Raw genomic sequence first — 15,251 nt, 5'->3', positions numbered from 1 at the left:
CGATGACGGCTGCGCTCGCACGATCGCTGGAAAGTCCGGTGCGCCGGCTGCGGCTGAGGGTGCGCGGCGCGGTTCAGGGCGTGGGCTTCCGACCCTTCGCCTACCGACTCGCCCGCTCGATGCAGCTTTCCGGCTTCGTCCTGAACGACAGCGCGGGCGTGTTGATCGAGATCGAGGGCGCTGCTGCCGGAGGCTTTTCCGAGGCTATGCGAAGCGGAGCGCCGCCGCTTGCCCGCATTGACGATGTCGACGTGATGGAACTCGCACCGGCCGGTGGCGAGAGCTTCGAGATTCTGGAGAGCCTCGGTGGCCGCACCGCCACGCGCATCGGTGCGGACGCCGCGACCTGTCCCGACTGTCTCGGCGAACTGCGAGACCGGGGAAGTCGTTTCTTCGGCTATGCCTTCGTCAACTGCACCCATTGCGGTCCGCGTTTCACCATCACCCGCGCGCTTCCCTATGACCGGGTGCAGACGTCGATGGCGCCCTTTCCCATGTGCCGGGCCTGCGCGGCCGACTATGCCGACCCTGAGAACCGGCGCTTCCATGCCGAGCCGGTTGCCTGTCCCGCCTGTGGCCCGAGGCTCAGCCATCCGATCGAAGACGTGGCCGTCGCCATCGAGACCGGGGCAATCGTCGCGTTGAAAGGCATCGGTGGTTTTCATCTCGTCTGCGACGCCAGCAACGACGGGGCGGTTTCCCGGTTGCGTCAGCGCAAGGCGCGCGACGAAAAGCCGTTTGCCGTGATGGTTGCCGACATCGAAGCGGCGCGAAGGCTCTGCATTTTGACGGACGTCGAGGAAGCCCTGCTGGCGTCCGTCGCCCGGCCGGTCGTTCTGGTTGAGGGGCGTGCGGCAGGACTTTCGCCGCTTCTTGAGCCGGGCCTTCGCCGTATCGGCGTGATGCTTGCCTATGCGCCGGTCCATCACCTGCTTTTCGATGCGCTGGCTTCGATGGATCCGCATCGTCCTGCCGCGCTGGTCGCGACCAGCGCCAATCCCGGCGGCGAGCCGCTGGTCGCGGACAATGCCGATGCCGAACGCCGCCTCGGCGCCATCGCCGACCTGATCGTCACGCACGACCGCGATATCGCCGTACGCGCCGACGATTCGGTCATGCAGGTGATCGATGGCGCTCCGGCCTTCCTCCGCCGTGCGCGCGGCTTCGTCCCGGAGCCGGTCGATCTTGGCGAGGACGGGCCATCGGTCATCGCGACGGGCGCGGACCTGAAGAATACCGTCTGCGTGACGCGCGGGCGGGAAGCGTTTCTCTCGCAGCATGTCGGCGGCCTCGACAATGCCGAGGCGATCCGCTTCCAGGAAGAGGCGATCGCCCATCTCTGTTCGATCCTCGACGTCAGGCCGGACTACGCCGCCTGCGATCTGCATCCGGATTTTCGTTCGGTACGGATCGCCGAAAGCCTCGCCCTGCCGCTGATCAAGGTTCAGCACCATCTGGCCCACGTCGCCGCCGTTGCCGCGGAACATCGTCTTGCCGGCCCGGTTGTCGGGCTGGCGCTGGACGGTCACGGTTTCGGGGCGGACGGAACGGCCTGGGGCGGTGAGATGCTTGTGGTTGACGGCAGCCAATGGCGGCGCGCGGGCTCACTCGCGCCCCTGTCTCTGCCGGGCGGCGACAAGGCGGCGCGCGAGCCGTGGCGCATGGGTGTCTCAGCGCTGGTTGCCGCAGGCCGCGTTGATCTTGCCGCCGACCTCTGGCCTGGGCATCCGGGCGTCTCGCAATTGGTGACGATGTTCGCCCGCGGCATGCAGCCTGCCATGACGACGAGCCTCGGCCGCCTTTTCGATGCGGCGGCAGCGATTGCGGGTGTCCGCCTCGTCCAGACCTATGAAGGGCAGGCGGCGATGGAGTTCGAGGCGCTGGTCGGCGAACCACGCTGTCTCGAGGGGGGCTTCGTCATCCGCGGCGGCATTGTGGATTTCGGCCCTCTTGTTCTACATCTGGCAGAGCAACAGCCCGGTCCGTCCGTGGCCGCCGATCTCTTCCATGGCACGCTGATCACCGGTCTTGCGGAATGGGCGGCCGCCGAAGCGCGCCGTCTTGGTATCAGGCAGGTCGCGCTTGGCGGCGGATGCATGATGAACCGCGTCTTCGCGGGTGGTTTGGCCCGGGCCATTCGAGCGCATGGCCTTGAACCGCATCTGCCACGCCTCGCACCCGCCAATGACGGCGGCATCGCGCTCGGCCAGGCGGCCCATGCGCGGCAGGTCATCATGCAAGAATCTATGCAAGGGGAGGAAGGCCGGACATGTGCCTAGCGATACCGGTTCAGGTCAAGGAAGTATTGCCCGACGACATGGCAAAGGTGACGCTCGACGGCGTCACGAAGGTCGTGTCCATCGCGCTCGTCGATGATGTGAAGCCCGGAGACTATCTGGTGCTTCATGTCGGCTACGCGCTCGCCAAGATCGACCCCGAGGAGGCGGAACGGACGCTTGCACTCATCCGCGAAGCGGCGCTGGGAGAGGTGGTATGAAATACATCGACGAATATCGCGACGGCAGGCTCGCCAAGGACATCGCCCGGCAGATCGCCGCGGCTGCCGATCCGGCGCGTTCCTATCATTTCATGGAGTTTTGTGGGGGCCATACCCATGCGATCTCCCGCTACGGCCTCGAAGACCTGCTGCCTTCCAATGTGCGCATGATTCACGGGCCGGGCTGTCCCGTCTGCGTACTGCCGATCGGCCGCATCGATGCGGCAATCGCCCTTGCCATGCGGCCCGAAGTCACGCTCTGCACCTATGGCGACCTGATGCGGGTCCCGGGCTCCAACGGTTCGAGCCTCCTGAAGGCGAAGGCCGCCGGTGCCGACATCCGCATGGTCTATTCGACGCTCGATGCCTTGAAGATTGCCGAGGCCGAACCGCACCGGGAAGTCGTTTTCTTCGCCATCGGCTTCGAGACAACGACGCCGCCGACGGCGCTGGCGCTCAAGGCGGCGATCGCAAAGAAACTTCCCAATTTCTCGATCTTCTGCAACCACGTGCTGACCCCGGCGGCGATCCAGAACATTCTGGAAAGCCCGGATGTGCGCAAGCTCGGCACGATCAAGATCGACGGTTTCATCGGCCCGGCGCATGTCAGCACGGTAATCGGCACGGAACCCTACGAGTTCTTTGCGGAAGAGTTCCAGAAGCCGGTGGTGGTCGCGGGATTCGAGCCGCTCGACGTCATCCAGGCGATCCTGATGCTGGTGCAGCAGGTCAATGACGGCCGGCACGAAGTGGAAAACCAGTATATCCGCGCAGTCACGACGCTCGGCAACGAAAAGGCGCAGAACGAGGTGGCGACCTTCTTCGAACTGCGCGAGAGTTTCGAATGGCGTGGCCTCGGAGAAGTGCCCTACGGCGCGTTGCGCCTCAGGCCGGAATATGCGCAGTACGACGCCGAAAAGCGGTTCTCGATGGTGACGCCTGCGGCAAGGGACAATCCCGCCTGCGAATGCGGGGCCATCCTGCGTGGCGTCAAGAAGCCGGCGGACTGCAAGCTGTTCGGCACGGTCTGCACCCCCGACACGCCGATGGGGTCCTGCATGGTGTCTTCGGAAGGCGCTTGCGCTGCACACTGGACCTATGGCCGCTTCCGGGAGAAGGCGCGCACGCAGGACGACGGGAGGGCCGTCGCATGAACGTTGCGATAAAGGCTTACAAGCGCAAGCTCGACATTGCCAACGGCCGGGTGGATCTGTCCCACGGGGCGGGCGGCCGGGCCATGGGCCAGTTGATCGAGGGGATCTTCCATAAGGCCTTCGACAATGAATGGCTGAGGGCCGGAAACGACCAGTCGGCCTTTGTCGTACCCGGTGGCCGCATGGTCATGACCACCGACGGCTATGTCGTCTCACCGCTGTTCTTCCCCGGCGGCAATATCGGCACACTTGCGGTGCACGGCACGATCAACGACATCGCCATGGCCGGCGCAGTGCCGCTCTATCTTTCCGCGAGCTTCATCATCGAGGAAGGCTTTCCGTTCTCCGATCTGGAGCGCATCGCCGAAAGCATGGGGGACGCCTCGCGCGAAGCCGGCGTTCCGATCATCACCGGCGACACCAAGGTGGTGGAGCGCGGCAAGGCCGATGGCGTCTTTATCTCGACGGCTGGCGTCGGCATGGTTCCGGCCGGCCTCGATCTGCGTTCGGACGCAGCCCGGCCGGGGGATGCGGTTATCGTCTCCGGCTCCATCGGTGACCATGGCGTCGCCGTCATGTCGAAGCGGGAAAACCTCGAATTCGACACCGCCATCGTCTCCGACAGCGCCGCACTGCACGGGCTCGTGGCGGCAATGGTCGAGGCGGGTGGCCAGCACATCCGCCTGATGCGCGATCCGACCCGCGGTGGCATCGCTGCGACGCTGAACGAGATCGCGAACCAGTCGAAGCTCGGCTTCCGCATCGATGAGGAGGCGATTCCGCTGAAGCCGGAAGTGGCGGCAGCCTGCGAGTTCCTCGGGCTAGACCCGCTGAACGTCGCGAACGAAGGCAAGCTCGTGGCGGTCGTTGCGCCGGAGGCTGCCGAGGCGGTTCTCGCAGCCATGCAGGCCCATCCCTTGGGGGCCGAGGCGGCGTTGATCGGCCATGCGGTCGCCGACGACCATTGTTTCGTGCAGATGGCGACCAGCTTCGGCGGTGGTCGGATCGTCGACTGGCTTTCCGGCGAACAGTTGCCGCGGATCTGCTGAACGATGCGCATCCTGCTTCTCTGCCACAGCTTCAACTCCTTGTGCCAGCGCCTGCATGTCGACCTCCGTCGGGCGGGACACGAGGTTTCGGTGGAGCTGGACGTCCACGATGACCTGACCCGCGAGGCGATTGCGTTGTTTTCGCCGGACCTCGTCGTCGCGCCTTTCCTGAAGCGGGCCATCCCGGCCGACGTCTGGCGCCGCACGCTCTGTCTTATCGTCCATCCCGGAATTCGCGGCGACAAGGGGCCGAGTGCGCTCGACTGGGCGATCCTTGATCAGCAAGAGATCTGGGGCGTGACGCTGGTCGAAGCCCGCGAGGAGATGGACGCTGGCCCCGTCTGGGCCTGGCGGGAATTCCCGATGCGCCCTGCGCGAAAGTCGAGCCTCTATCGCCATGAGGTGACCGAAGCCGCGGTGGCCTGCGTGTTCGAGGCCATCGGTCGACTGAAACGGCAGGAAGGCGCTGCCATGACGGCGAACTGGGGGCCTGGGCGCGAACGTCCCGCCTGCCGTCGGGCCGACCGGATGCTTGATCCGGCGCGACACACCGCGGAAGAGGCATTGCGTATCATCCAGGCATCCGATGGGGATCCCGGCGCTTCTCTGACGATTGCATCGGAGACGTTTCTCGCTTTTGACGCCAGCCTGGCATCCGGGCTCTGCGGAGCACCCGGCACGCTTCTCGGGCGTTGCGGCAAGGCCCTGGCTGTTGCGTTCCGCGAGGGTGCTCTGTGGATCGGCCATCTGCGTGCTGCACGGCCGGGAAGCCTCAAGCTGCCGGCGCTGACCCTGCTGGGTTCGGAAGCGATGGAACTCCCGATGGTGCCGGGACCGGAAGCCTGCCGGTACCGCGAGGCAGATGGTGTCGGCTACCTCGATTTCCGATTCTACAACGGTGCCATGTCTGCCGAAGACTGTGACGAACTGCGCGAGGCGATTTTTGCGGCCAGGGAGCAGGCACTGCCGGTGCTCGTTCTCCAGGGGGACGCAGATTGCTGGTCGAACGGGATCCATCTCGGCCTGATCGAAAACGCGGACAGTGCGGCAGACGAATCCTGGCGTAACATCAATGCCATGAACGATCTCGTGCGGGAGATCATCGTCTCGGACGACCGGTTGGTGATTGCCGCCGTTCTTGGCAATGCGGGTGCCGGGGGCGTCTTCCTGTCGCTTGCCGCCGACGAGGTCTGGATGCGCGACGGCGTCATCCTCAATCCGCATTACAAGGACATGGGGAACCTCTACGGTTCCGAGTATTGGACCTATCTGCTGCCCGCCCGTGTCGGCGAGGCGCGTGCCCACCGCGTGACGCAGGCGAGGCTGCCGATGGGCGCAGACGAGGCCCTCGAGCTGGGTCTCGCGACTCATGTGCTTCCGGTTGATGTTGATCTTGCCATGCGCGAAGTTCGTCGGCGTGCCGCCGAACTCGCGCGCGCGCCCGACATCGCCGACCGGATTGCGGCAAAACGCGAGCGCCGGATCCGGGACGAGGCCGAAAAGCCGCTCTCGGCCTATCGGGCCGAAGAACTGCAGCGGATGCGGCGCAATTTTTACGGTTTTGATCCGAGTTATCACGTGGCGCGGTTCAATTTCATCCGCAAGACGCCGAAGTCGCGCACACCGGTCACACTCGCCGTTCACCGTGCCGGAGGGGACACGGCGGGCCGCAGGAGGAAAGTCCAATGACAAACCCGCACGCTACCGTTCTTGTTGTCGACGACGAGGTGCGCTCGATCGAAGCGATCCAGCGGGTGTTGTCCGATGAGTTCGAGGTCATCGGCGCCCGTAATGCCAAGGAGGCGGAGGAGGTGCTGGAGGGCGAGATGGTGCAGGTGATCCTGTGCGATCAGCGCATGCCCGGTGAATCCGGCGTGGAATTCCTCAAGCGCGTGCGCGAGCTTTGGCCGGATACCATTCGCATCATCATCTCCGGCTATACTGACAGCGTCGACATCATCGAGGGCGTCAACAATGCCGGGATCTACCAGTACATCACCAAGCCGTGGAGCCCGGACAAGCTGATCGACTGCGTGCGCGAGAGCGCCAACCTCTGGCGCCTGCAGCACGAAGTCTCCGACATGCGCATCGAGGTGAAACCGGCGAGCGAGGCCTTGCAGAAGGTCATCAGCGATCGTCGCCGCAGCCAAGGCCAGTCCTTCGGCTTCGATCGCATCATCCACAGGCCGGAGAGCCCGCTGGTCGGCTCGATCTCGCTGGCGAAACGGGCCGCCCGCTACGATGTCTCGGTCCTTGTCACGGGCGCGTCCGGCACCGGCAAGGAACTCCTGGCACGTGCCATCCATCAGGAATCGGCCCGCGCCGATAGGCCCTTCGTGGTCGAGAACTGCGGTGCGCTGCCGGACGAGCTGCTCGAAAGCGAACTTTTCGGCTGCAAGAAGGGTGCCTATACCGGCGCCTACCAGGATCGTATCGGGCTCTTCGAACTCGCCGACAGCGGCACGATCTTCCTCGATGAAATAGGCGAGACCTCGCCGGCCTTCCAGGTCAAGCTGCTGCGCGTGTTGCAGGAGGGCGAAATCCGCCCGCTCGGGGCGCAGCGCCCACGAAAGGTGAATGTCAGGGTCATTTCCGCCACCAACCGGGACCTGCTGGCCGAAGTTGCCGCGGGCCGCTTCCGACGCGACCTCTACTACCGCCTCGCCGCCTTCCCGATCCACATGCCGGCACTTAAGGACCGCGTCGAGGACATTCCGGCGATCGCGGCCCGGATCCTGACCCAGATAAACCAGTCCTTCAACCGGCAGGTGGCCGGGTTCCATCCGCGTACCCTCGATCTCATGACGGGCTATGCATGGCCAGGCAATGTGCGTGAACTGCAGAACGAGATTCAGCGCATGACGGTGCTCTCCGACGGCAACGCGCCGCTGGCGCCGGATCTTCTGTCGCCGGCGATCCGCAACGGCGAAACCGTGGTAGCGCCGGTCTCGGACGGTGCACCGCGCCAGCTGAAGGACATGGTGGAGGAGATCGAACGGGCCGCGATCGAGGCGAGCCTTGCGCGGCACGAAGGCAACATCAGCCGCACGGCCGATGAACTGGGCTTGTCGCGGGTCGGATTAAGAAGCAAGATCGAGCGATACGACCTCAGGCGCTATCGCGATGACGAAACTGACTGATACGGCGGAACGTCCGGGTGGCGAGGATCTCATAGGCAAGATCTCTCTGCCGGGCGTCTTTGCGCTTGATGGTTCGAGCGAGGCCATGTGGGTGGATGTCATTCACCGCATGGAGGAGGTCTATTCCGAACTCCTGCGCAACGAGACGGATCTCGAGCGCAAGAATGCCGAGCTGGAGGAAGCGCAGACCTTCATCTCGAGTGTCGTGGCGTCCGTCTCGGATATCCTGATCGCCTGCGGCAGCGACGGCGTGATCCGCAAGGTCAACCCTGCATTCCTGACGCTGGTCGGGCTCGAAGAGGCCACGGTCATCGGTACGCGTATCTTCGATTATGTCGTCGAGACCGACCGCAAGGAGGCCGAGAGGTTGATGAGCGCCGGCCAGGAGGGGCGCGTTCTGGAAGGCGACCTGCATTTCAGGGCCGCTGCCGGGCGTGAGGAATGCCTTGCAATGCGCTGCGCCGCGCTGTTCGACGGTCGCCGGCGACGCTTCGGCGCCGTCCTGACCGGCCGTCCGATCAGCGAGCTCAGACAGGCCTATCAGGCGCTGCACCAGGCACATCTCGATCTGCAACGGGCTCAGCGAAAGCTGATCGAGCAGGAAAAGATGGCAAGCCTCGGACGGCTCGTCGCCGGCGTGGCCCATGAACTCAACAACCCGATCAGCTTCGTCTATGCCAACATCTACACGCTCGATCGTTATCGCAAGAATCTCGTTTCCTATCTCAATGCGGTGCACGAGGGTGCGGGTGACGACCAGATCGCCGAGCTGCGGAAACGCCTGAAGATCGACGCGATCCTCGCAGACATTGCCCCCTTGCTCGAAGGCACGATCGAGGGCGCCGACCGGGTGAGCGACATCGTCAAGAACCTGCGACGGCTTTCATTCAGCGAGACGGCGGAGCGCCGGCCGGTCGATCTCGACCGCGTGTTGCGCAATTCGGCCCATCTCGCCACGCGCGCCAAGAACTCCCGGGCCAGCCTGACGATCGACAGCGATCCCGACCTGTTCATCGACGCCCATGAGGGGCAGATCCACCAGGTCGTGGTGAACCTGATCGACAACGCACTCGATGCTGTCGCAAATCGGGCCGATGGCAAGGTGCACCTCAGCGCGAGGCGCAGGGGAAAAGCCGTCGAACTCGTCGTCAGCGACAACGGACCCGGTATCGCCGAGGCCGAGATGAGCAAGGTGTTCGAGCCTTTCTTCACCACCAAGGATGTCGGCGAAGGAACCGGGCTGGGGCTCTGGATATCCTTCACCATCGTGCAGGATTACGACGGCGAGATCACCGTCAATAACAATGCCGACGGCGGCGCCGAATTCCACGTGATCCTGCCGCTTTCCAGCTAGGAGACGTCCAGCTTCCGCGATCGAAAATACCGTCTGGATGGCGGAGGATCCGACAAGCTACCGTGTCATTCCCCGGAGGACGCCGCCCCGGTGAGAACGATCACAAAAGCGTTTGTGGGCCCGTCGGTCTCGATGGTCGTATGCTCGCCGGCCTGGAGCGTCAGCGTGTCGAAAGAGTGGAGGCGCGACCAGGTCCCGCCCGTCAGCACCTGCATCGCTCCGGTCGGGATGAAGAGGGTCAGATCGCTGGCGCGAAGCGGTCGTAAGCCGTGGATCGTCTCGTGCGACATGGCATGGGCGAACCGCCCGCGCCGCGTCATCACGTTCAGATCCATCGTGGGTCCACCGATGTTGCGGCTGGAAATCGTCCAGTCGCCGGGGAAGGCAAAAGGCGGTCCGCCGCGCGTCAGCGCGACGGTCCGGTTTTCGGGCAGGTCGAGCAACAGGCCGTCGCCGTCAAGCAGTGCGATCGTGCGGTCGACCCCGGGGAACAAGGAAAACGGACCATCAGCGCCGACATGCGCGATCGACAAACGCCAGTCGAATGCGTCGATGCCGCCGTCTTGCGGCACCACCATGATCTCTTCCGTCATGCCCTGGCCGTTCTTCCAGGGCATGCGGCTGTAGCTCTCGCGCCGGATGATCCGCATGGCGCTTCGCCTCAGTTGCCGAGGATGCCGGGCAGGCGAAGCCCCTTTTCCTTGGCACACTCAACGGCGATGTCGTAGCCCGCATCGGCATGGCGCATGACGCCGGTTGCCGGGTCGTTCCACAGGACCCGCTCAAGGCGACGGGCGGCATCATCGGTGCCGTCGGCGCAGATCACCATGCCGGAATGCTGGGAGAAGCCCATGCCGACCCCGCCGCCATGGTGCAGCGAGACCCAGGTGGCACCCGAAGCCGTGTTGAGCAGTGCATTGAGCAGCGGCCAGTCGGAGACGGCGTCCGAACCATCCTTCATCGCTTCGGTTTCGCGGTTCGGTGAGGCGACGGAGCCGGAATCGAGATGGTCGCGGCCGATGACGACCGGGGCTTTCAGCTCGCCGTTGCGCACCATTTCGTTGAAGGCAAGGCCGAGCTTGTGGCGATCGCCCAGACCCACCCAGCAGATGCGTGCCGGCAGACCCTGGAAGGAGATGCGCTCGCGCGCCATGTCGAGCCAGTTGTGCAGGTGCTTGTTGTCGGGGAGAAGCTCCTTCACCTTGGCATCGGTCTTGTAGATGTCTTCCGGATCGCCGGAGAGAGCGGCCCAGCGGAACGGGCCGATGCCGCGGCAGAAGAGTGGACGAATATAGGCCGGAACGAAGCCTGGGAAGGCGAAGGCGTTTTCCAGGCCTTCTTCCTTTGCGACCTGGCGGATGTTGTTGCCGTAGTCGAGGGTCGGCACGCCCATGTTCCAGAAATCGACCATGGCGGCGACATGGGTCTTCATCGAGGCACGGGCGGCGTGTTCCACCGCCTTCGGATCGCTTTCCTGCTTGGCGCGCCATTCGGCGACCGTCCAGCCGAGCGGCAGGTAGCCGTGGATCGGGTCGTGTGCCGAGGTCTGGTCGGTGACGATGTCGGGCTTCACGCCGCGCTTGACCAGTTCCGGGAAGATTTCCGCCGCATTGCCGAGCAGGCCGACCGACTTGGCTTCGCCGGCCTTCGTCCATTCGTCGATCATCGCCAGCGCTTCATCGAGCGTCTTCGCCTTGGCATCGACGTAGCGGGTGCGCAGCCGGAAATCGATGCGGGTCTCGTCGCATTCGACGGCGAGGCAGCAGGCGCCGGCCATGACGGCGGCGAGCGGCTGGGCGCCGCCCATGCCGCCGAGGCCGCCGGTCAGGATCCACTTGCCCTTCAGGTTGCCATTATAGTGCTGGCGGCCTGCTTCCACGAATGTCTCGTAGGTGCCCTGAACGATGCCCTGCGTGCCGATATAGATCCACGAACCGGCCGTCATCTGGCCGTACATGGCAAGACCCTTCTTATCCAGTTCGTTGAAATGCTCCCAGGTGGCCCAGTGCGGCACGAGGTTGGAGTTGGCGATCAGGACGCGCGGCGCATCCTTGTGGGTACGAAACACGCCGACCGGCTTGCCCGACTGCACGATGAGGGTTTCCTCTTCGGTGAGCGTCTTCAGCGTCGCGACGATCCGGTCGAAATCCTCCCAGGTACGCGCCGCGCGGCCGATGCCGCCATAGACGACCAGCTCGTGCGGGCGCTCGGCGACGTCGGGGTCGAGATTGTTCATCAGCATCCTGAGCGGCGCTTCGGTCATCCAGCTCTTGGCGTTGAGTTCGGTGCCCTGCGGCGCACGAACGTCACGGGTGTTGTGGCGTGGGTTGGTCATGGTCTTGTTCCTCTCAGGCAGCGAGATGGAGCGCGATCTCTTCGATGCGCTCAAGGATCGATTTCAGGTGGTTGCGCAGGCGCTCGGCCCGATCCGGGTCGTAGGCGAATGGGGGCTCTTCGGTCGTCAGATGGCTGCTCTGCGCGAGTTCCATCTGGATGGCGTGCACGCCGCTCTCGGGCTTGCCGTAGTGGCGCGTCGTCCAGCCACCCTTGAAGCGGCCGTTGACGATCGCCGTGTAACCTTCCGCCGCGCGGGCGATCTCGGCGACAGCCGTCTCGATGCGCGGATCGCAGGTCTGGCCCATGTCGGTGCCGATGTTGAAATCGGGAAGCCGTCCCGTAAACAGGAAGGGGATCAGCGAACGGATCGAGTGGCAGTCATAGAGCACGGCGATGCCATGGACCGCCTTGACGCGCTCGATCTCGGCGACAAGAGCCGCATGATAGGGTGCGTGGAAATTCTCCAGCCGATCGCCGATGTCGGCCTCGGTCGGTGTGGCGCCATCCTTCCAGATGGGCAGTCCGTCGAAATCCGTGTCCGGAACCAGGCCGGTGGTGTTCTGACCCGGATAGAGGCTGGCGCCTGTCGGGTCTCGGTTCGCGTCGATCACATAGCGGTGGAAGGTCGCGCGCACCGTCGTCGCGTTCGGCAGGAGACCGGCGTAGAGGTCATGGATGTGCCAGTCGGTGTCGGCCAGCAGTCGGCCGTTGTCGTTGAGGCGTTCCCAGATGTCCGCCCGCACCTCCGTGCCCGTGTGGGGGAACGCGAGAATGACGGGCGAAGTGCCGCGGGTGACGTCGAATGCCGCCATCTCAACCCTCCAGGGCCGGCAGCAGGCCACCCGACACGCTGGCCGTCAGCCTTCCGTCCGCCACCAATGCGCTGGCCGCGGCAAGATCGGGCGCCATGAAGCGGTCCTCGTCGAGCGTTGCGACCACGGCGCGCAGGGCGGCGATCGCCCTCTGCAGTTCCGGGCTTGTCGTCAGCGGCTCGCGCAGTTCCACGCCCTGGGCGGCCGTCAGCATCTCGATGCCGACGATCGAGAACAGGTTGTCGGTCATCTGCAGCAGGCGCCGCGCCCCATGGCAGGCCATCGATACATGGTCTTCCTGGTTGGCGGAGGTGGGGGTCGAGTCCACCGAGGCCGGATGCGCCATCTGCTTGTTTTCACTCATGAGCGCCGCCGAGGTCACTTCGGCGATCATCAGGCCAGAATTCAACCCCGGCTTCCGGGCGAGGAAGGCGGGCAGGCCATAGGAAAGGGCAGGGTCGACCAGAAGCGCGATGCGCCGCTGGGCAATCGCCCCGATCTCGCAAACTGCGATGGCGATCTGGTCGGCGGCGAAGGCCACCGGTTCCGCATGGAAGTTCCCACCGGAGACGACGCTGTCGTCGGACAGCACCAGCGGATTGTCGGTGACCGCATTGGCCTCGATTTCCAGCGTGCGGCCCGCCATGCGCAGAAGGTCGAGGCAGGCGCCGTCGACCTGCGGCTGGCATCGGATGCAATAGGGGTCCTGCACCCGCTCGTCCCCTTCGAGATGGCTCTGGCGGATGACCGAGCCGTCGAGGAGCGCACGCAGCGCCGCGGCTGTATCGATCTGGCCCTTGTGGCCGCGAAGCGTGTGTATGTCGGCGGTGAACGGGGCGGACGAGCCCATCGCTGCATCGGTCGACAGCGCGCCGGTGATCAGCGCCGCCTGCGCGGCCCGATGGGCGCGGAACAGACCGGCCAACGCCAGCGCCGTCGAGGCCTGGGTGCCGTTGATCAGCGCGAGCCCTTCCTTGGCGGCCAGCACGACGGGGACAAGGCCCGCACGCTCCAGTGCCACCCGGCCGGGCAGGCGCTCGCCGTTGTGGAAGGCTTCCGCTTCGCCCATCATGACGGCGGCCATATGAGCAAGCGGCGCGAGGTCGCCCGATGCGCCGACGGAGCCTTTTTCCGGAATCAGCGGCGTCACACCCCGTTCCAGCATGCCCTCAATGAGGCGAACGAGTTCCAACCGGACACCGGATGCGCCGCGACCGAGCGAGATCAGCTTCAGCGCCATGATCAGGCGAACCACATTTTCCGGCAGCGGATTGCCGACGCCGCAGCAATGAGAGAGGATGAGGTTGCGCTGGAGCGTCGCGACGTCGGCGGCATCGATCTTGATCGACGCGAGTTTGCCGAAGCCGGTGTTGATGCCGTAGACCGGGGCGTTGCCGGCCGCGATCTGTGCGATGCGGGCGGCGGCACGTTCTATCCCTGCGTCGAAGGCGCGGTCGAGCACGGCCGTCTCGCCGTTCCAGTAGATGGCTTCCAGTTGCTTCAGCGAAACCTCGCCGGGGCGCAGCGTCACGGTCATCGGTCTATTCTCTTTCCCTTGAAGACATGTGCGGACAGTGGATTGAAGCCGATGCGGTAGACGAGCTCCGCCGGGCTCTCGATGTCCCAGATGGCGAGATCGGCGGATTTGCCGATCCCGATCGTTCCGGTGGTTGCGCCAAGGCCGAGCGCCTGCGCGGCGACACGCGTCGTGCCTGCTAGGCATTCCTCGACGGTGAGGTAAAACAGCGTCGCCGCCATGTTCATTGCGAGCAGCAGCGAGGTGAGCGGCGAGGTGCCGGGATTGCTGTCGGTCGCGACCGCGATCGGCGTACCGGCCTGGCGCAGCAAGTCGACCGGTGGCTTCTTCGTCTCGCGGATCGCATAGAAGGCACCAGGCAGAAGCACGGCGACCGTTCCGGTCTCGGCCATCGCGCGCGCACCGTCGTCGTCCAGATATTCGAGATGGTCGGCCGAAAGCGCGCCGTAGGACGCGGCCATCCTGGCGCCGCCGAGATTGGAGAGCTGTTCGGCGTGAAGCTTGACGGGCAGACCAAGCGCCTTTGCCTTGTCGAACACCCGACGCATTTCGTCGACGGAAAAGGCAATCCCCTCGCAGAAGCCGTCGACCGCGTCGACAAGCCCTTCCGCATGGGCGCGCTCGAGCCCGGGCAATACCACGTCGGTGATGTAGTCGTCGTTCCGGCCCTTGTACTCGACCGGTGTCGCATGAGCGGCAAGATAGGTGGTCACGACGCGCACCGGCCGCAGGCTTTCGAGCGCGCGGGCGGCTCGGAGCATGCGCAGTTCCGCCTCGATGTTGAGGCCGTAACCCGACTTGATTTCGAAGGTGGTGACGCCTTCGGCGATGAGCGTGTCCAGCCGGGGCAGGACCGTCTCGACCAGGCCTTCAACGGTAAGCGCATTCGTGGCGCGCACGGAGGAGACGATGCCGCCGCCGGCGCGCGCAATGTCCTCATAGCTCGCGCCTTCAAGCCGCATCTCGAACTCGCGGGCGCGGTTGCCGCCATAGACGAGGTGGGTGTGGCAGTCGATCAGGCCCGGCGTCACCCAGCGGCCGCCGAGGTCGTGGGGTACGGAGTTCGCTCGCATATCCTGCGTCACGTCGGCCATTTCCCCGACCCAGGTGATCCGTTCGCCTCGGGTCTGGATTGCGCCACCGTCGATGATCCCGAGCCCCGCCTTCGACGGGTCGAGCGTCGCGATGCGCGCATTGGTCCAGAGCGTCTGTTGCTCCGGCGGTGTACCTTCCCAAGTTGCAGATTCGTTCCCGGCCATCTGTATTGACCCTTTCATTCGTTGAAAACATGTATATACATAATGAAGTGATTGGCAAGGCCGAATTTGAAATTGGCGGTGCGCCAGGCATACTGGTCCGCCCGAACCGGAG

12 protein-coding genes are annotated in these 15,251 nt (G+C 64.8%); 7 read left to right on the top strand and 5 right to left on the bottom strand.

Features of this window, described 5'->3' with window-relative positions; translation table 11 throughout:
• Positions 1-2 precede the first annotated feature (2 nt).
• Genes hypF through HHL25_RS21135 form a run of 7 tightly spaced genes read left to right on the top strand, consistent with a single transcriptional unit; the run spans position 3 to position 9,194 of the window.
• Positions 3-2,279: a carbamoyltransferase HypF gene (gene hypF, locus HHL25_RS21165; RefSeq protein WP_169595224.1), complete on the top strand. Its 2,277-nt coding sequence runs from the start codon at positions 3-5 to the stop codon at positions 2,277-2,279.
• Entirely contained in the window at positions 2,270-2,497 is a 228-nt protein-coding gene (locus tag HHL25_RS21160; protein WP_169595223.1) for a HypC/HybG/HupF family hydrogenase formation chaperone, read from the top strand. Before hypF ends, HHL25_RS21160 begins: the two co-directional genes overlap by 10 nt.
• Entirely contained in the window at positions 2,494-3,651 is a 1,158-nt protein-coding gene (gene hypD / locus HHL25_RS21155; protein WP_169595222.1) for a hydrogenase formation protein HypD, read from the top strand. Before HHL25_RS21160 ends, hypD begins: the two co-directional genes overlap by 4 nt.
• Positions 3,648-4,700 carry a hydrogenase expression/formation protein HypE gene (gene hypE, locus HHL25_RS21150; protein WP_169595221.1) on the top strand — a complete coding sequence of 351 codons (1,053 nt, stop codon included), beginning with the start codon at positions 3,648-3,650 and terminating at the stop codon, positions 4,698-4,700. The genes hypD and hypE overlap by 4 nt, the downstream gene beginning before the upstream one ends.
• A gap of 3 nt (positions 4,701-4,703) precedes the next feature.
• Complete coding sequence (locus HHL25_RS21145; protein ID WP_169595220.1) at positions 4,704-6,389, top strand: enoyl-CoA hydratase-related protein; 1,686 nt, start codon at positions 4,704-4,706, stop codon at positions 6,387-6,389.
• Positions 6,386-7,840, top strand: a complete 1,455-nt coding sequence (locus HHL25_RS21140; RefSeq protein WP_169595219.1) for a sigma-54-dependent transcriptional regulator — start codon at positions 6,386-6,388, stop codon at positions 7,838-7,840. The genes HHL25_RS21145 and HHL25_RS21140 overlap by 4 nt, the downstream gene beginning before the upstream one ends.
• A complete protein-coding gene (locus tag HHL25_RS21135) occupies positions 7,824-9,194 on the top strand; it encodes a sensor histidine kinase (RefSeq protein ID WP_169595218.1) in 1,371 nt (456 codons plus the stop codon). Before HHL25_RS21140 ends, HHL25_RS21135 begins: the two co-directional genes overlap by 17 nt.
• Positions 9,195-9,259: 65 nt before the next feature.
• Here the strand turns inward: HHL25_RS21135 and HHL25_RS21130 are convergent, their stop codons facing one another.
• From HHL25_RS21130 to hutI, 5 genes are read right to left on the bottom strand one after another with little or no spacing between them, the layout of a single operon-like run.
• Positions 9,260-9,844 carry a HutD/Ves family protein gene (locus HHL25_RS21130; protein WP_169595217.1) on the bottom strand — a complete coding sequence of 195 codons (585 nt, stop codon included), beginning with the start codon at positions 9,842-9,844 and terminating at the stop codon, positions 9,260-9,262.
• Positions 9,845-9,855: 11 nt separating this feature from the next.
• The gene (gene hutU, locus HHL25_RS21125; protein ID WP_169595216.1) at positions 9,856-11,529 is read right to left on the bottom strand and encodes a urocanate hydratase; all 1,674 of its coding nucleotides are present in this window, start codon (positions 11,527-11,529) and stop codon (positions 9,856-9,858) included.
• Between the two features lie 13 nt (positions 11,530-11,542).
• On the bottom strand, positions 11,543-12,343 hold the full coding sequence (gene hutG / locus HHL25_RS21120; RefSeq protein ID WP_169595215.1) for an N-formylglutamate deformylase: 801 nt from the start codon (positions 12,341-12,343) through the stop codon (positions 11,543-11,545).
• Position 12,344: 1 nt separating this feature from the next.
• Complete coding sequence (hutH, locus tag HHL25_RS21115) at positions 12,345-13,880, bottom strand: histidine ammonia-lyase (RefSeq protein ID WP_169595214.1); 1,536 nt, start codon at positions 13,878-13,880, stop codon at positions 12,345-12,347.
• Positions 13,877-15,139 carry an imidazolonepropionase gene (hutI, locus tag HHL25_RS21110; protein ID WP_169595213.1) on the bottom strand — a complete coding sequence of 421 codons (1,263 nt, stop codon included), beginning with the start codon at positions 15,137-15,139 and terminating at the stop codon, positions 13,877-13,879. The genes hutH and hutI overlap by 4 nt, the downstream gene beginning before the upstream one ends.
• Positions 15,140-15,251: the final 112 nt, after the last annotated feature.

Origin of the sequence: Rhizobium terricola, from assembly GCF_012927355.1 — a bacterium.
Lineage (GTDB): Bacteria > Pseudomonadota > Alphaproteobacteria > Rhizobiales > Rhizobiaceae > Allorhizobium > Allorhizobium terricola.
This window is presented reverse-complemented; position numbering and strand designations above follow the sequence as displayed.